Below are 16,130 nucleotides of genomic sequence, written 5' to 3'. Positions count from 1 at the left end.
GGCGCGTCCCCAGCCAGATCAGTCGCCGAGTTCGAACACCACTCGAATCGCATCTGCGCGGATCCAGCGCCGGGTGAAGCACAGCGCGCGGCCAGAGACGGCATCGCGATTGACGCTCTCGACCAACCAGACCAGGTCGCCCCTCCTCAGATCGAGTTCGCGTGCCACCTCGGCGGAGGCGATGTCCATGCTGGCCACGAAGGATGCCCGCTTGGGCTCGCCCTTCGTCATGTCGCGGAGGATCCTGTCTAACGATCCTTCGAATCGTAGAGCGGTCGGTAGCTCCGGCACCACATCGACCGGCACCCACTCGCTCCCCCAGGCGGCGGGCAGCCCATCGGCGAAGGAGCGTCGACGGAGCTCGAAGCAGGCGGAATCGACATCCACGCCCAGCCGTTCGGCCACATCGGCGGGTGGGGACATCGAATCGCAGGACTGCACGACCGAGCGCGGCTCTGCGCCGGCCTCGCGAACCGTCGTGGACCAGGAAGGTGTTCGTGTCGACGAGATGCGGTAGTCGATGCGTCCTGCGCGGAATGTACCGAGGCCCTGTGTACGCCGCACCAGCTGGCGTCGACGAAGCTCCTCGAGCGTAGCGCGGGCCGTGGCGCGGCTGACGCCGAACCGGTCGGCGATCTGGTGCTCGCTCGTCACTCGCGCGCCGGGCGCGAGCTGTTCGATCTCCACGCCGAGCACGTCAGCGATCTCTCGGAACTGAACGGTCGACATGGCGCGAGTGTGCCCATGCGAGATGAACGGTGTGTGACCTGACCTTGTGCGTGCAAGCAGTCAGCACCGACAGCATCCGTTCATCACGTGCACATCACTTCACCCCGCCATGTACCCCCTGGCTCGCCACTGTCAGACAGGAATGGTCCATTCGACTGGAGGGAACACCATGCACAAAGCAATAAAGCTAGGGGTGGGAGCGACCGCGCTCGTCGCCTTGCTTGCGCCTGCAACATCGGCCTTCGCCGCAGAGCCGACCGCGGCATCCTTCGCGGAGAACTTCGATGGACTCGAGTCTGCGCTGCAGCCGCGAGTCGACGAGAAGCACATCCCGGTGGATCTGCTGGGATGGACGGACACCACCCCCGAAGGCTGGACCGTCACGAACGAGCCCAGCATCGAGACCACAGGCGTCACGGAGTGGCGCGGCTGGACCTTCGCCACACCCGAGTTCTGGTCCGCGGCGCAGACCGCGCAGGGTCGCGAAAACTTCACGAAGGCCTCCGGTGTGCTCGCCGTCGCTGAGAACGACGAGTGGAGCGACTCCATCACCGGCGGCGGAGACTCGACCCTGTGGGAGAGCACGCTGACGACGCCGGAGATCGACGTCACCTCGAAGTCGACGGTGCACGCAAACTTCGATTCCAGCTACCGGCAGACGGGCGACCAGATCGGTGCCCTCGATGTGCGCTTCGATGGCGGCGCTCCCACCCGGCTGTATGAGTGGAGCACGGCTTCGCTGGGTGACCAGGTCTACCTCGAGAACCGAGCTCTGACCGTTCCGATCGACGTGCCCGAGGGTGCGACGTCTATGCAACTCGATTACGTCATCGAGAACGCGCACAACGACTGGTACTGGGCGATCGACAATATCTCGGTGGATGACTTGCCGCGTGAAGGCACCGAGGCTCCGATGCCGCCGGCACCGCCGAGCCCGGCCGACGTACCGAACGGAATCAGCGAGAACAAGGTTCTCTTCATCGACTTCGACGGCGTGCGCTATGACGAGCTCGTCAAGTACGACACCCCGAACATCGACGCGCTCGCCGAACAGGGTTCGTTCGGCATCTCCTACATGCACGACAACATTCTGGGACCGACAGTTTCCGGCAACGGACACTCGAACATGCTCACCGGTGTCTGGAGCGACAAGCACGGCGTCGAGGACAACAACTTCGTCGACATCCACATCGACCAGTACCCCAGCGTCTACGACCGCTTGGAAACGGCCAACCCAGACTTCTCGACGTTCACGACGCTCGACTGGTCTCCGATCAACCAGTTCATCCTCGACGCGCCAGACGTGAAATTGCAGCAGACCGGTGCGGGCACGAAGGTCACCGATCAGATGAGCACCAACGACGCCGTCGAGGCGCTCACCACTCGCAACCCCGATGCGCTCTTCGTCTATTTGCATGATGGCGACGCGACCGGGCACTGCTGCACCGCCGAGTCGATCGAGTACAAGATCGCGATCGAGAACCTCGACCGCCGCGTGGGCGAGCTCGTGCGTGCTGTGAAGTCGCGTGAGACCTATGACGAGGAGAACTGGCTGATCATCTCCTCCACCGATCACGGATTCACCGGCACCGGCCACGGTGGCGACCAGCACCTCACCCGCAAGGTGTGGACGCTGGCAGTCGGCGACGGCATTCCTGCAGGTCCCGCGGATCGCGAGTACCGGCAGGTCGATGTCGCGGCCACGATCCTCGACCACATGGGCGTCGCCATCGACCCCGCGTGGGGTCTTGACGGCATCCCGATCGGCACGGCTTCGACCGATCCGTTCGACACCGTGAAGGATCAACTGGGCGCTGTGGTCGATGAGGCAGCAAAGCCCGCCGACGCCGGCGGCTGGACGAAGCAGACGCCGACCGACTGGACGATCGATGAGAAGACAGAAGGCGGCGTAGCTGAATACCGCGGGTGGTCGTTCGCTTCGGGCGAGTTCTGGACGACCAGCCAGGAAGGCGAAGGCCGCGGCTCGTTCGTGCGCGGACGAGATGTTATTGCGGTCGCCGATCCGGACGAGTGGAGCGATCTGGGCGACCCGACCGAGCCGTTCGACTCGACGCTGTGGTCTCCCTGGCAGGGTGTCGATGCGGGAACGGCTGTTGATCTGTCGTTCGTCAGTCACTACCGCCAGCACGCCGGAGGTTCGCAGCACGCGCGGGTCGTCGCCGAGTTTGATGACGGCACTCAGACAGTGCTGTGGGAGCAGGATGCTGCTGCCGGAGCCCTATTCGATGTGAGCCTGCCGACTGCGCTGAACACAACGGCTCCGGATGCGTCGTCGAGTGTGCGCATTGGCTGGCAGCTGACGGCGACGGATGCCGCGAAGGATGGATACTGGGCGATCGACTCTCCCGAGATCCACACGGTATCTACCCCGAGCGACCAGACCGCGCCGACGGTGACGGTCAAGGAGGAGTCGCTGGGCGCCGAGGGAATCTACCGCGAGGTGGGCTTCAAGCTGTTCGATGACGGCAAGATCGACAAGATCGTGCTCAACGGAGCCGAAAAGGACCTCACGGACAACACCTGGAGTGATCTGAATGGTGTGAAGCCCGGAGTCTTCGGCGGTGTCGAGGGCGGCAACGTGCTCGATGTGTACGACCTCGCCGGCAACGTGACGACCCTGAACTTCACACTGGACACGACTGCGCCAGAGGCGACCATGAAGCCCGAGCCGAAAGGCAAGAAAGGTGGCCACGACTCGGTGAGCTTCGTCGTGACCGACGAGCACCAGGTGGACAAAATCGTTCTGAACGGGGTCGAGAAGGATCTGGCGAACAGCACGCAGATCACTCTGAAGAAGATCAAGCCCGGCAAAGACGGCGCTGTGAAGGGACAGAACGTCCTTGAAGTACACGACGTCGCCGGCAACGTGAAGATCGTGGAGTTCGAGCTGAGCTCGAAGAAGCCGAAGCACTAACGCTGCGGCATCCTCGACTGGATCCGGCATTCCCTCGGGGATGCCGGATCCTGTTGTTTCCCGCGGGTCCGGGAAACCATTCCCCCACTAACCGGATGCGGGGGTCGGAACTGACCCACCTCGCAGTGTCGCCTTCTGTTGGGGCGAGGTCAACCCCCTCATCACTACGCACGTCTCGACGTACCGTAACCAGACCAATCAAGAGGAGAGATGATGAGCGATCCGAAGAACACTCAAGGAACCCCCGGCAGCGATGAGGAAGCTGACACCGCTTCCGGTGGTGCCCCTGAGGACACTGAACAGATACTCGAGGATGAGACCACCGACGATGAAGGCATGCCACTCGAAAACCCATCGGGCGGCTGAACAACGATGAGCCCCTCACTCGGCCTTCGTGCCAGGGAGGGGCTTTTCGTCGTTCCCAGGACGAGTAATGTTCACTCCATGGGAACACTCGAGTACAACAGCTCTCGCCCTCCGATCGACGTCGACGACGAAACGTTGGCGCACCTGAAAATCGTGATCGGGACAAAGCTTCGCCGTCAGGAGAGCTTCATGATGACCTGGCTGACAGACGAGACGAGCCCTGCCGGTCGCCTCACAATCTGGATGCACCCGAGCATCCCTCTGGTCTTCGCGTTCGATGACCCCAAGATGCCCACGATCGATGCAAAAAGGGTCGAGCACATGATGGAACTCCTCAACGCCCGCGGCGAGCTTGTCCTCGACCAACTCGTCTAACGAGACCTACCCGGGTGGTTCCCAGAACCAGAAGATGACGGCACACGAAAAAACCCCCGGAAATCCGGGGGTTTTGTGTGTGCGCGATACTGGGATCGAACCAGTGACCTCTTCCGTGTCAGGGAAGCGCGCTACCGCTGCGCCAATCGCGCCTATAAAGGCTATTCAGTTGTGACAGTGAGGTGGCGACGGGATTCGAACCCGTGTAAACGGCTTTGCAGGCCGGTGCCTAGCCGCTCGGCCACGCCACCGTGTGGATTGACCCCACGTGCTGTGAGCCTCAAAAAGAAACTCTCTACACTCGAGCGGATGACGAGATTCGAACTCGCGACCCTCACCTTGGCAAGGTGATGCGCTACCACTGCGCTACATCCGCATTTTGTTTCCGGCGAACCGGGCACTCGTAAAACATTAGCCGATGATTCCCGAGGCGCAAAACTCAAGTCGGATCTCGCGCGTGTCTCACAGTTTGGTCTAATCTGCCCGAATCGTTCCGGTAGTATCGTTTCTCGACCCCTTGGGTCATGGGCGATTGGCGCAGTTGGTAGCGCGCTTCCTTCACACGGAAGAGGTCGTGGGTTCAAGTCCCGCATCGCCCACAAAAAATTGCCCTAAAAACCCCGGAATTCCGGGGTTTTTCTGCGTTTGGCCGAAATCGCGTCTCGAGGTCCCTACAAAAAGCTCATGGGACACGGTGGGCAAGAATTGGGCACGCTTGCGGTCATCGACTGTGATCATCTGTCATCAGACGTGGGCAAGCGTCAGCTCGCCGTACGACCGAGTAGCGACAGATTCTCGGCCGAGCGATCTCAGTCCCCGTATCCGGAGCGAGGGAAGCCTGATCTCCGTCGGCCCGACACGACCGCGCGCGCACGTCGAAGAATCCCTCCCGCGCGGGCTCGGAAGCACGTGCTGAGGCGCTTTGCGTATCCGCCGCGTACATCTACAGCATGACAACCACGACCAATGCCAGCACGCCCGCGTATCGCTCTCCCGCCCGTATCCGTCTCGTCGCGCATAGAGCCACCATGAAGCCCCCGACGCCAATCGAATCCATGACCATGACCCCCTCCGAGGCCGCCAGAACGCTGGGCACGACCACGGAGGCACTTGCGCAAGGGCGCAAAGGCGCACGAGGACCTGCTTACCTGAAGGTCGGCCGAACGGTGCACTATCGCCGCGACGTCATCGCCGAGTACGCCAGAGCTCAGGCCGCCGAAGGGTGGATGACCGCCGCTCAGGTCGCGGAGATGTTCGGCTTGCACGAGTACCAGGTGGTGGAGGCCTCCGAGCAAGGACTCTTCATCAAAGGCGAGGCCCGCAGGTACTCCCGCAGGTACCGGCGGTCGCAGGTGTTCCGGTTCTTCGCATCCACGCCGAACTGACAGTCGGACGCCTTGTCCTGAGCATTGGAAGGGTCATATCCCTTGACGAGCGCTCGAGCAGAGCTAACTAGTTCGGCGCCTAGGGTGCCGAGCTTGATGCGCTGATGAACGCAACGAGCGCACGGTCGGCGTAGCGAATGTGCCGGCCAAGAGTCGCGTAGTAAGCGCCGCTGCCATGGTAGCGGCAGTTCCAAGGTGCGTTCGAGGATCCGCAGCATCACGAATGCCTGTCGTCAGGTGAACAGCATCAGGATCACAGTTTCATGACCATGCAGTTCGAATGTGCGACACCTGCGCAAGGCGCATGTCCCTCATTTCCCTCTACTTGCCGCATGACAAGCCGTCGTATTTACGGCAGGCCTCCCTGGCCGTTCCGCATGCCCGAGCGCTGCGTCTCGGGACAGCGTCGCACGAAGCCTCATGCACTTTATGTAACGCAGCTCTTGAAGAAATCAAAGTGCTGCGGCCAGCGCAACGTCGAGCGCGGCCCGTGTCACGAACTATCAAGACACCGCGCATAGAGGACGTAAGTCTCCGAGGCCCGCAGCAACGGGCGAAACCGCAAGTGTCCCGATCTCCACAAAGACACCGCGCATGGAGCAGGAGAAGCGCGACCGCTCTTCTCCAAATGAAAAATCGGGTCACACGACCCAGAAAGAATCAACGATCATGGCGAAACCCCGTAAGAACCCCGGCGAGCTCGGCAAAGTCTCCGTCCACATCGATGGTGAGAAATGGCACGCACGCGTCTCGATCCGCGGCCTCGCCGGGGAACTCATTTTCCTCGATTCAAGCAGCGGTTCAAGAGAAGGCGCCCTGCGTAGCATCGGTCGAAAAGCTCACTCCGCATGGAGGGGACTATTCAACCCCGTGATGCCCGACATGACGATCCGGGAGCTTTCCGACTATTGGCTCGAACAGGTGCGGGCATCCGAAAAGTTTCCAGGCGGCAGGCGGCAGGCGGCACAGCGTTGTCGAGGCTCATGAGAACACGGTTAGAACGCTTATCGTGTCGACCATTGGCGCTGTCCCCATCGGAGTCGCTACTGTCGCGTTCTGCAACCGCTTCCTCGCCACGCTGGCCACATCCTCACCATCAAAGGCAAGGAACGCAAAGGCTGTGTTGAATCAAATGTTCACGCTCGCGGTGGAACACGGCGCGCTGCCGACGAATCCCGTGCGCGACGCTCCCAGGCTCCCGCGGAGCGAGACGAAGCACTTAGAGATGTCCGATGAACAGCTTGCAGGGTTGGTGTGCTTGTTACGAAAGTGGCTAGGTGTTCACCCCGGCCGTCCCGGAGGAGTTAACCCTGATATTGCGCTCTTTGAAGACCTCATGCTGCTCATGCTGGCGACGGCACTGAGGCCGTCGGAGATTCTTGGTCTGCGAGTGCAGGACATCGACCTGTCGACGCCGCACCCGGAAATCGACGTCAACGGGACGCTCACCCTTCTCCGGAGAGACGGGCTTGATCGCCAAGACGCCACAAGACACGCTGATCAAACCCGCACTATTCCAGCAGCGAACTTCGCGCGGCCGATATTTGAACGTCGGCTGACCGCGACTGCGGAGCGGGAAGACTGTCTGCTGTTTCCGGGACGTTCCGGCGGAACGATCAAGATCGCGAAGGTTCGGCGCGTGCTACGAGCCTTCCGTGACCAGAACATCGATGCGCTCACAGCCCTTAATATTGCTCCGAAATGCCTCATGCTGGAATCGTTCCGCAATCACACTTTGACGACGACCATGAACGGACTCGCGACAGACATGCTCGGACATCCAGACGCTCGTATGTCACGACAACGTGTCGTCGTCACCGGGGAGGCGCACGAAACGAGTGTTTCCGAATTCGCCCGTGGAGAATTTCATCACTTGCCCACACCTCGCAGCGTGTCCTAAGAGTCAAATGCTCACCCGAGAAAGCGTGACTCAGCAGTCGCTCCAGGGCATGTGAGAACAGCATCCTATCGGCTGTGATTCCAGTATTTTCAGGGATCCAGTAGAAAACTGAAGAGCTTCGAAGACTGGCGAGAGTCTTCGAAGCTTTTCCGTGCACCCCCTCGGACTTGAACCGAGAACCCATTGATTAAGAGAGCCTGGGGATGGGCTACCGGGTCAACCGGTGCTGCCCGATCCCCGCCGAATCAGCGGAAATCCGGACGGCATCGGTCACCACTGGTCGGCGTCGGTTTGAGTGGGCCGCGCTACTTTCGCGCTGATCGGCGCTCACAGTTGCCGACTTGGAAGGTGTGTCGGAAGGTTGTCCCACGCCGCGCAACGTGGCACCGACGAGAGAGGCAACATCATGGACAAGAACAAGGGTCTGAACCCGCTGACCACCGACGAGCGCGTCAACCAGCAGGTCGATCAAGCGAACGCCGCCATCACCCGCACAATCCGAAAGGCCTACGACCGACTCAATGAGCGCCCCGCCCTGAAAGCGTTTGAGGCTCGCGTCCTCAAGAGCTTCGAGACGCCATTCTGACCTAGCGCCACAGCGCTGGGCGCTCACAGACGACAGTAGACGTGTACGGACATCTGCTCGACACGCGTCCTGATGTGGATGTCCTCGACTACATCATAAAGGCGGCAGAGGCAGACTCGCGCGTCATCGCTCCGCTCAGGAGACTTGGCTAGCGTCGGGGTGGGCGTGGCGGGAGCGGATAACGCCACGTTTGCTCTTCGCCGTCAGGAGCATTGCGCCACTGCACAGTGATGGTCGAGTCACGCGTGCCCATAGTCCGCACGGCTCCGAACTGCACTACCTCACCGGACTTGACTTCAGGGGTTGGCTCCCACGCACTCGCGAACCGCCTTAGAGTCTCATCAGCGTCGAGGGTCACGTCGTAGGCCGTCGCGTCACCGACGTTCTCAAGCAGGTACATGTCGCCCTCAAAGTGCCTGAGCACCCAGGTGACCTTCGCAGAGGCAGTCTCGGTACCGAGAACGTGCAGATCGCCGACGTTAATCCCGTCGGCAGCGAGATTGTCGAGCGCGTCCGCGATACGCGTCATCGTGTCGATGCTCAGCCGACTCGCGGCCTCGGATCGCTCGGATGCGGCTTGGCTGGCAGCATCGGCTCGCTCGGCCCTGTCCGCCTCGCTCCTGGCAAGCTTGAGGTCGTTCTTCTGGCCGCTTCGCGCGATCCAGATGGACGCGATAATACCGCCGAGGGTCACGAGCGCGATGATGGCTTGAATCCAGACGTCCGCCGTCGAAACTGCGATGACCGCGTCGTTTACATCCATGTGCATGTGCTCATACTGCCCTAGCCCGCCGACACCCGCGCAGCTGAGGCGGACGCCGCGAACGTCACTCCGTTACGGCGGTCGATCTAGGGGCGACGGGCGATAGCGCCAGACGAGAACCACTGCACCAGCGGTACCGCCAGCACCACCGCCGCCTCAGCCTCCGCCTGTGTGTTGGGAACCCAGTCCGGCTGACCCGCGTGACGTCCCTGACCTGCCCAGAGCATCTGCACCATGCTCAAGAGCACAGCCGTGGTTGGGTAATCCTTGTGCTGCTTCTTGATGTCGAGTGCCCAGTCTTTCTGGTCGCGCATCACCGCGAAAACCTTGCCGAGGGTCGCGCTTGGGTCGGTCGGAATCACGACCGGGATAGCAGCGGCTTCGACTGCGAGAACCGCCTGGCGATAACCCGTCTCAGGCTTCGGGTTCACGCCGAAGACTGCATGCCAAGCCTCTGACAGCAGCGGGCCAGCGTGGCCGGGTGTCGAAATCGCTGTATCCGCGGCGTCCTGCACTCCTTCTGGCACGCGCTTCTCCAGACCGGCCGAACCGGCGCGTGTCCCGATCTTCCACTCTGACCCGCAGTCGAGGAGAATCCGCTCCAGGTTGCTGAGTGTGCTGTCGTAGTCAGCAGCCGTGAGCGAGTAAACCATGAAGTCCAGTAGTTGGATGTACTCGCTCGGATAGTCGTTGAGGTGTGATTCGAGGTGGCGGAACCCGTAGTCCTCCATCATTCCGCTGTACAGGACGCCGGGTATGCGCCGCTTCTGGTCAAAGACGCGCAACATCTTGGCTTCGCGTGAACCCGTCGGCGTAATGAGCGGTTCCAACCACTCGGCGAGCGGGCGACGCATCCACATCGGGATACCAGAGACAAGGGCCGCCTGCTTATCGGGAGTGCTGCCCATTGGATACCATGCCATATCCCTATCTTGGCCGACGCTTCCGACGCTGCCCCTCTGAGACACACGCGCTGTTTTCGCGCTGTTCGGCCTTTCGGGGTGAGCGCGCCGGACAGAGAAAAAGCCCCGGAGATGGCGAGATCTCTGAGGCTTAATCCGTGCACCCCCAGGGACTTGAACCCTGAACCCATTGGCCTAATAGATCAAGACGATCAAGATGGCGACACCGGGGATCATCCAGGCCCAGGTGCGCTTATTGAGTAGGAACAGCAGCACGATGCTTGCGAGTGCGACTACGAAGCCAAACATGGAAAAGCCATAGACGGCGTAGCCGAAGCCCGCGGCGTCGCACCCCTGTCCGCAGCCAAGCCCGCGAAACATCAAGTACCCCATGGCCGGCAGGCCCACGGCCACCTGAAGGAAGCAGAATAGGATGCTCAGCCAGAACTTCCAGGCCGGATGCTGCTGACGTTCTGTCATGACTGGGAGCCTAGCCAAGCTGCGCGTGCTCATGACTCACAGCGCGGCTGCCGGGCAGATGCCTAGGATCAGGGGCATGACTCGGCCTGACGTATCCACGAAAACCCCGCCTTCAGGCGGTATGGGAATCGGATTCATCGTGGTCGCTGTCCTGGGCGTCCCAACTGCCGCTGTCGCATGGACTTGGTATGGCCTCGCGCAGTTCGAGGCGCAGACCGAACAAAGCAAAGCTCTTGCAGCCGGAACCACCATGGCCGGTACTGGGGAAATCATGGGTGGGGTACCACTCGTCTTGGCCCACCTCGTCGGACTGGTCACTCTTTTGGTGCTGGGATGGAAGGGACAGCGCGGTCGTGGCATCGCTCTCGCGGTTCTGGCCGTGGTCATCGCATCAGTCATCGGCATCGGCGTTGCACAGTTGCTCTGGGACGGGGAGCTGTTCCAGCTCGGCATCGACAACGACGTGTTCGTGCCCTGATCACTACCCCATCAGCTCAACAGCGTTACCCCAGACCCAACACCGGTAGGTCTTCTCCGCAATCTCGAACTCGATGCCGACAGCAGTCTCTGTACTGCGCACCAGTAGAGCAGTAACCCGGGCATGCTGGGACCCAAACCGCACCCAGGCTTTGACTCGCTGAGGGCGGGGATAGACAGTCAGGGGGACCTTGTCCAGTGCCAGCTCCTGTTCGCTGAGGGTCTGCAATGGCCCGGCAGTCTTCGCGTAGCGTTCGAGCTGTTTCTCCTCGGCGCGCAGATCGTAATGCTCAGCGAGCCGCTTGCTAGTACCCATGCCGGCTCCTCCCTCCGGCCTACATCAAGAGTAGCAAGTCTCGAACAAGTGTTCTATTCTCTTTACCCATGAGCACTACTACTATCGAACACCAGGTGACCCTGTGGATGATCGATGATGTGCCTGCACGGATGGTCTACGCAGGCAAGCGTTGGGAGATCACTGACACTCCCACGCGCCTGAGACATTCGATCTGGGAGGCCCCACGGGAGTCGATCCTTGGACTTTATGGGTGGAGGTTCCAAGGAACCGATGACGCTGGTTTGTCGCTGATCTTCGACGTCTACAAAGGCGAGGACGGTTGGCACGTGCATCGGGCTTACGATTACTGAACGGTTTCCGCGACCACGTATTCGATTGTTGTCAGAAATTTGTCCCGCGAGGCACTGGAGGCAACAGAAACGGCAATCGGCGCCCTAGCACCGCCCGTCGAAAGCGGCTACACAGTTCTCTGTGACGGGCCATATGACGAGCGAATGCCCAGCCAGCTCGGGAGTTGCCCCCGGACCAGCGTAGGAGCGTAAAACAACTCCGATCATGCGCTGGCCATATCGAGTGCCCCGACAGGATGCGCGCAACATCCATACAGGCTCCGGGTCTCCAAGAAGCATTCGGGCGTCAGGATCCTCATCACGACTTAGGATTGCCGATTTCGTTCAAGTGCCAAGCGCGCGGCATTCAGGGTGGATTCGGCGTCGCGGACGAGCTCATCTGCTTTTGCAGCATCGACGGCTGTCTCTTCCGCGGTGATTCGAGCATTCTCTGCGTCGCCTCTCGCCCGCTCGAATTCGGCCTTGAGCTCCTCGATGTTCGTGTCCAGCCGCCGAACGTCCGCAGCGGCGGCTTCTCGCGCTCTGTTCGCCTTCGACTGCTCGCGCTGCGCACGTTCGAGTTCTCGCTCCCCCGCTTGAACGACCTTCTCCGCTTCCCTCTGCTCACGGCGCACGCGCACCTCATCCGCAGGAACCGTCACAGACACTGCCTTTCGGCCCGGTGCCCCACCGCCGAGGACCGTGTCGAAGTCGAGCGGTAAATCGTTTGACGGTTCCAGCCCGCGAAGAAGCCTTCCAGAAGCGACAGCAGCCGCCGCATCCGGATCAAAGAACGCCGCCGTAATCGTCTGCTCAACGCTCTGCACCGTGGCGTCCGCGACCCGCCACCCCTGGGCCGTCGACAGCGCAACTGCTTCCTGCGCGAGCTGACGGGTCAGCGTGCGCCGTTCACTCCCGAGCTTTGAGAGCGTCTGCGCATCGAGGCCCTCCTGCGCGTCGCGGAGGTCCGCGGCCAGCTGAAGCACCTGTCCGAGCCGATCAGCACGCTCTTGAGCGAACAGGTTCACGACCGCTGCGGTAATCGACGGCTTCCGCAACGACCGAATCTGCTCGGCTAGCTCCCGATCCGAGGACTGTTTCGCGCGCGCGTTTCGCTCGGCGACGAACTCGGAAGGGGGAAGCGTGTAAAGCTCGGCGGCGACCTCAGCCAGGGAAGGATCTGCCATCGCTCCACCAATCGGGCTATCAGTCCACACGCGCGGGTCTACATGTACGAGAGATCGGCCACCAAGTGAACGATAGTGTGTCGATCCATGCCAGCCTCGAGCCGCTCCTTCGGCGACCGGTCCCCTAGCTTAGGGTCCACGGTTGTCATCACCAGCTGGATATCGAGCGGGTGGTAGTCGCGCGGAAACGCATGCAGGATCTCACGCAAGCCCGGAACCACCGTGCCCGCCTTAGTGAACTGCCAGCGCGGATAACCTGCTTGCCCAGCGATCTCACCGGCAGCCATGATGTCCCCCTTGTCGGCGAGTTCACGCACCTCTGCCGGAGTGACGCCAAGCATGTCGGCAACATCTTTCGTCGACATGAGTGTGCGGGCTGTTTCTTCAGCGATGACGGTCTCTGAGTACAGCAGATACAGGGCGTTCTGCTGCGCGGCCTCAGCCAAGAACACTTCGGCGGGGATGCCGGCCGTCCGAAGGAACGCCAGCTCGGCGTCCGTCGGTGTCTCCGCCGATTCCATTTCCGCCAGCACGTCGAGCACAGTAGCGACGTGCTCTTCGGGAACTCCACGCTCTCGAAGAGCACGGACGAAGCGGTCAAGGCCGCTGCGCTCGGGCTGAAAAGAAACCGAAGTACCCATACCTGATGATACGAACATCAACCCGCCGCCGACAGGAACAATTAGCACTACCACCTACGTCGGGCGGTCTGGAGACCGAGGCCGCTGGCTGCGGACTTCCTCGCCCCGAGTGAGGGGCGATTCGCGCTACGGCAGGAACACTCCCCCGTCACTCCACCGCACCAGCGCACGCTCCCACTCTCCTTCAGACAAAACCACATCCGCCGCCAGCACTCCCCCTGACATATACCGCACCCGCCGTAAACCCGCCGATCCGGCAGGCAGCGACAGGACAGACGTCAAAACGCCGCCCATGCCCTCCCCTGGGGGACACGCTAAAGCACCCCTCGAGCGCCTCCGGATCATCCTCATCAGCAGTCGTCGACAGGTGGCGGATTGCAAGGATCCCCGAGTAATCCGCCGTGTACGCGAACTGCACACGCGAACGGGCGTGCACATCAACGTTCCACACCCGTGAGCGATCCTCCCTCTCCTCGTCAGTGAATCCATCGTGAAACAGCAGCGCCATGATCTTGTTCATAGCTGCTCTATGCGCGACGAATGCGAACAGTCTCCCCGGGGCACCACGGTCGCACGATTCGAGATGCCTCGCCTCTCGCACGCTACGCGCGACCTTCGTGGCGCACACGCTCGCAGGGGTAAATGAGAACCTGATGCCCCTCGCTACCTCCCGCCCGACGATCATCGCAAGAGCGCACGAATAGCAGCTTCAAACCGCGCTCTCTGGCGTCTCACAACTAAGAGCTTGCACTCCGATACGACCAAGAGGTTGTGACACATAGTTGTAAGACTCGATCGCACCGGGTGATCTCCGGAATTACCCTCCAACGGGCGAATCCGTGGTGACACGTCTCGTATCCGTAGGGTTGTGAGACGCCATAAGGACGCGCTCGACCTCATGGGTATGACGCCCGGTCATCGGGCCTAAAGTCGGGACAGCCAAACGGACACCGTCACAATCCGGCGCGCTCAGAACCGCGAGCTTCCCGGGGACCACCCGTAGGAGGTCCGGCTTGCCGGTGGTTTCGATGTTGCCTCGGAGGATGTCCGCTGGCGATAAAGGCTGCTGGAAACTGCAGCGTAGGCACCAACCAATACATAGTTTTCAGACGCGGATCGTGGAATGGCGATTGTTCAGACCATTGAACTGCTCTCCAGATTGACGGGCACGGTGAGTGATTTCAGAACCGTCTCGAGGGCCTCAAGCTGAGCCGCGCCGACCTGTATTGACAGGCGTGTGCGGAGTTCATCGAAGGCTGCTGCCCCGATGGTCATCATCTCGTAGCCCCGAGACGTGACGAGGAGCTCCTTCCGACGGGCGTCGGCTGGGTCGCGTTGCCGCTGGAGATACCCAAACTCTTCGAGGGCAGCAATGGACTTTGCTGCGGCTTGCTTAGACACGTTGAGGCTCCGACCCAGCGCGGACGCGCTCTGGGCTCCTCCGTCGATAGCCTGCAATGCGAACTCATGTGTGGCGGTCACTCCTGGGTGGCCCCGGCGTCCAAGCTCAGCGACGACTTCCTCAACCATCGCGTTGAAGCCATCTAGCAAGAGCTTCGCTAGCTCGGCACCTCGAGTTTCATCCACTCGACCAGAGTATCCCGCCCAGGCGCACTTTGACAACCACGTTGTCCAGTGTCAGAATGACAACCACATTGTCGATTAGCTATCCAAAAATAGGGAGAAATACCATGAGCGCACACGGCACCCCCGCCACTATCCCCGGCGTGGATCACCATTACGTCGACGTCAACGGCACGACCCTGCACTATGTCTCTTCCGGGACTAGTGGCTCTCCGATCTTGCTCGTCCACGGTTTCCCTGAGTCGTGGTGGGCGTTCCATAAACTGATCCCGCTACTGGCCACAACACACCGGGTCTTCGCAGTCGACCTCCGAGGTTTCGGTGATTCCGCCACTGCGATTGACGGTTTCGACAGCGCGACGGCCGCCGAAGACCTGCACCGGCTCATCCAGAGCCTCAATGTGGGCCCTGTTCACCTGGCCGGCCAGGACATCTCCGGCGGAACCGTTTTCCGGCTCGCCGCGACTTTCCCCGACGACGTTGCGAGCTTCACGGCGACCGAGATGGGTCTGGCTGGCTTCGGACTCGAAGGCCTGGGCGATATCACCCACGGCGGCTCCTGGCACATCGGCGTTCTCGCCGCCCCCGGAATTGCAGAGATGCTCTTCACGGGACGCGAGCACGAGGTCCTCGGGCAATGGGCATTCCCTTCCATGACCGCGGTGAGCGGTTCGATCACTAGCGATGATGTAGATGAGTTCGTCCGGGTTTACTCCCGCATCGACGGGTGGCGTGGTGCCATTGGCCTCTACCAGTCGATGCTCGCCGAAGCCGACACCATCAAGGCCCTCGCCGAATCGAACCCGCTCACAGTTCCCGCACTTGCCGTAGGCGGCTTCGGCGGCCCCTTCACCTTCGGGACACTCAGCCAGGTCGTCAGGGGCGACGTCGAATCAGTCCAGCTCGAAGGCATCGGGCACTACGTCGCGCTCGAGGCCCCCGATGCCCTCGCCGAAGCGATCCTGGCCTTCACCGAACGCGTCGACGCCTCTTAACCGTTCCGATTGGCCGTTGCTCTTGCGGGCACCACGAGAAATAGTGCCGCGCAGCTCGCCCCTCGCAATCCGATTCACGTGAGAGGTGTCTAGCAACCTCGGTGTCTCGAAACCCATGGGTGGCGAGTTCAAGCGGTGAGCGCAACGCCCTGAGTTCTGCGGGGTGTTCTCGATGGTTCGACCATTGTCGCCGTTGGG

19 protein-coding genes and 4 tRNA genes are annotated in these 16,130 nt (G+C 61.4%); 11 read left to right on the top strand and 12 right to left on the bottom strand.

Annotation, left to right across the window (positions count from 1 at the left end; all coding sequences use genetic code 11):
- Positions 1-18: 18 nt before the first annotated feature.
- Positions 19-729, bottom strand: a complete 711-nt coding sequence (locus AC1C2Q_RS18385; protein WP_495451310.1) for a GntR family transcriptional regulator — start codon at positions 727-729, stop codon at positions 19-21.
- Between the two features lie 169 nt (positions 730-898).
- Between AC1C2Q_RS18385 and AC1C2Q_RS18380 the strand changes: the two genes are divergently transcribed.
- From AC1C2Q_RS18380 to AC1C2Q_RS18370, 3 genes are all read left to right on the top strand, one after another.
- Entirely contained in the window at positions 899-3,664 is a 2,766-nt protein-coding gene (locus AC1C2Q_RS18380; RefSeq protein ID WP_495451309.1) for an alkaline phosphatase family protein, read from the top strand.
- A 213-nt stretch (positions 3,665-3,877) separates the two neighbouring features.
- Complete coding sequence (locus tag AC1C2Q_RS18375) at positions 3,878-4,030, top strand: hypothetical protein (RefSeq protein WP_495428858.1); 153 nt, start codon at positions 3,878-3,880, stop codon at positions 4,028-4,030.
- A 78-nt stretch (positions 4,031-4,108) separates the two neighbouring features.
- Complete coding sequence (locus tag AC1C2Q_RS18370; RefSeq protein ID WP_495428857.1) at positions 4,109-4,405, top strand: DUF7882 family protein; 297 nt, start codon at positions 4,109-4,111, stop codon at positions 4,403-4,405.
- An 80-nt stretch (positions 4,406-4,485) separates the two neighbouring features.
- Here AC1C2Q_RS18370 and AC1C2Q_RS18365 read toward each other — a convergent pair.
- The 3 genes from AC1C2Q_RS18365 to AC1C2Q_RS18355 all read right to left on the bottom strand — a co-directional run bounded on the left by AC1C2Q_RS18365 (position 4,486) and on the right by AC1C2Q_RS18355 (position 4,781).
- A tRNA-Val gene (locus tag AC1C2Q_RS18365) sits at positions 4,486-4,557 on the bottom strand.
- 28 nt (positions 4,558-4,585) lie between these two features.
- A tRNA-Cys gene (locus tag AC1C2Q_RS18360) sits at positions 4,586-4,656 on the bottom strand.
- A 53-nt stretch (positions 4,657-4,709) separates the two neighbouring features.
- Positions 4,710-4,781 (bottom strand) — tRNA-Gly (locus AC1C2Q_RS18355).
- A gap of 150 nt (positions 4,782-4,931) precedes the next feature.
- On the opposite strand from AC1C2Q_RS18355, the gene AC1C2Q_RS18350 reads away from it, so the two are divergent.
- The 5 genes from AC1C2Q_RS18350 (at position 4,932) to AC1C2Q_RS18330 (ending at position 8,276) form a co-directional block, all read left to right on the top strand.
- A tRNA-Val gene (locus AC1C2Q_RS18350) sits at positions 4,932-5,004 on the top strand.
- Between the two features lie 351 nt (positions 5,005-5,355).
- On the top strand, positions 5,356-5,790 hold the full coding sequence (locus AC1C2Q_RS18345) for a hypothetical protein (RefSeq protein WP_495451308.1): 435 nt from the start codon (positions 5,356-5,358) through the stop codon (positions 5,788-5,790).
- 594 nt (positions 5,791-6,384) lie between these two features.
- Complete coding sequence (locus tag AC1C2Q_RS18340) at positions 6,385-6,777, top strand: hypothetical protein (RefSeq protein ID WP_495451307.1); 393 nt, start codon at positions 6,385-6,387, stop codon at positions 6,775-6,777.
- Positions 6,778-6,799: 22 nt separating this feature from the next.
- On the top strand, positions 6,800-7,690 hold the full coding sequence (locus AC1C2Q_RS18335) for a site-specific integrase (RefSeq protein WP_495451306.1): 891 nt from the start codon (positions 6,800-6,802) through the stop codon (positions 7,688-7,690).
- 406 nt (positions 7,691-8,096) lie between these two features.
- Complete coding sequence (locus AC1C2Q_RS18330) at positions 8,097-8,276, top strand: hypothetical protein (protein ID WP_495451305.1); 180 nt, start codon at positions 8,097-8,099, stop codon at positions 8,274-8,276.
- Between the two features lie 148 nt (positions 8,277-8,424).
- On the opposite strand, the gene AC1C2Q_RS18325 is transcribed toward AC1C2Q_RS18330, so the two are convergent.
- The 3 genes from AC1C2Q_RS18325 to AC1C2Q_RS18315 all read right to left on the bottom strand — a co-directional run bounded on the left by AC1C2Q_RS18325 (position 8,425) and on the right by AC1C2Q_RS18315 (position 10,421).
- Positions 8,425-9,045, bottom strand: coding sequence for a hypothetical protein (locus tag AC1C2Q_RS18325; RefSeq protein WP_495451304.1), 621 nt, complete (start codon positions 9,043-9,045; stop codon positions 8,425-8,427).
- A gap of 80 nt (positions 9,046-9,125) precedes the next feature.
- Entirely contained in the window at positions 9,126-9,962 is an 837-nt protein-coding gene (locus tag AC1C2Q_RS18320; protein WP_495451302.1) for a hypothetical protein, read from the bottom strand.
- A gap of 174 nt (positions 9,963-10,136) precedes the next feature.
- The gene (locus AC1C2Q_RS18315) at positions 10,137-10,421 is read right to left on the bottom strand and encodes a hypothetical protein (RefSeq protein WP_495451301.1); all 285 of its coding nucleotides are present in this window, start codon (positions 10,419-10,421) and stop codon (positions 10,137-10,139) included.
- A gap of 76 nt (positions 10,422-10,497) precedes the next feature.
- Here AC1C2Q_RS18315 and AC1C2Q_RS18310 point away from each other — a divergent pair, with 76 nt between their 5' ends.
- Positions 10,498-10,899: a hypothetical protein gene (locus tag AC1C2Q_RS18310; protein WP_495451300.1), complete on the top strand. Its 402-nt coding sequence runs from the start codon at positions 10,498-10,500 to the stop codon at positions 10,897-10,899.
- A gap of 3 nt (positions 10,900-10,902) precedes the next feature.
- Here the strand turns inward: AC1C2Q_RS18310 and AC1C2Q_RS18305 are convergent, their stop codons facing one another.
- The gene (locus AC1C2Q_RS18305) at positions 10,903-11,214 is read right to left on the bottom strand and encodes a hypothetical protein (protein WP_495451299.1); all 312 of its coding nucleotides are present in this window, start codon (positions 11,212-11,214) and stop codon (positions 10,903-10,905) included.
- A 68-nt stretch (positions 11,215-11,282) separates the two neighbouring features.
- On the opposite strand from AC1C2Q_RS18305, the gene AC1C2Q_RS18300 reads away from it, so the two are divergent.
- Positions 11,283-11,546, top strand: coding sequence for a hypothetical protein (locus AC1C2Q_RS18300; RefSeq protein WP_495451298.1), 264 nt, complete (start codon positions 11,283-11,285; stop codon positions 11,544-11,546).
- A gap of 305 nt (positions 11,547-11,851) precedes the next feature.
- Here the strand turns inward: AC1C2Q_RS18300 and AC1C2Q_RS18295 are convergent, their stop codons facing one another.
- From AC1C2Q_RS18295 to AC1C2Q_RS18280, 4 genes are all read right to left on the bottom strand, one after another.
- Positions 11,852-12,712, bottom strand: coding sequence for a hypothetical protein (locus tag AC1C2Q_RS18295; protein ID WP_495451297.1), 861 nt, complete (start codon positions 12,710-12,712; stop codon positions 11,852-11,854).
- A gap of 38 nt (positions 12,713-12,750) precedes the next feature.
- On the bottom strand, positions 12,751-13,353 hold the full coding sequence (locus AC1C2Q_RS18290; protein WP_495451295.1) for a helix-turn-helix domain-containing protein: 603 nt from the start codon (positions 13,351-13,353) through the stop codon (positions 12,751-12,753).
- 184 nt (positions 13,354-13,537) lie between these two features.
- Positions 13,538-13,873 carry a hypothetical protein gene (locus tag AC1C2Q_RS18285; RefSeq protein ID WP_495451294.1) on the bottom strand — a complete coding sequence of 112 codons (336 nt, stop codon included), beginning with the start codon at positions 13,871-13,873 and terminating at the stop codon, positions 13,538-13,540.
- 614 nt (positions 13,874-14,487) lie between these two features.
- Complete coding sequence (locus AC1C2Q_RS18280; RefSeq protein WP_495451293.1) at positions 14,488-14,940, bottom strand: MarR family winged helix-turn-helix transcriptional regulator; 453 nt, start codon at positions 14,938-14,940, stop codon at positions 14,488-14,490.
- A 104-nt stretch (positions 14,941-15,044) separates the two neighbouring features.
- On the opposite strand from AC1C2Q_RS18280, the gene AC1C2Q_RS18275 reads away from it, so the two are divergent.
- Positions 15,045-15,932 carry an alpha/beta fold hydrolase gene (locus AC1C2Q_RS18275; RefSeq protein WP_495451292.1) on the top strand — a complete coding sequence of 296 codons (888 nt, stop codon included), beginning with the start codon at positions 15,045-15,047 and terminating at the stop codon, positions 15,930-15,932.
- Positions 15,933-16,130 lie beyond the last annotated feature (198 nt).

This window comes from Microbacterium sp. Y356 (genome assembly GCF_059445355.1).
Note: the sequence above shows the minus strand (reverse complement) of the source record. Positions and strands in the feature narration are given on the sequence as shown.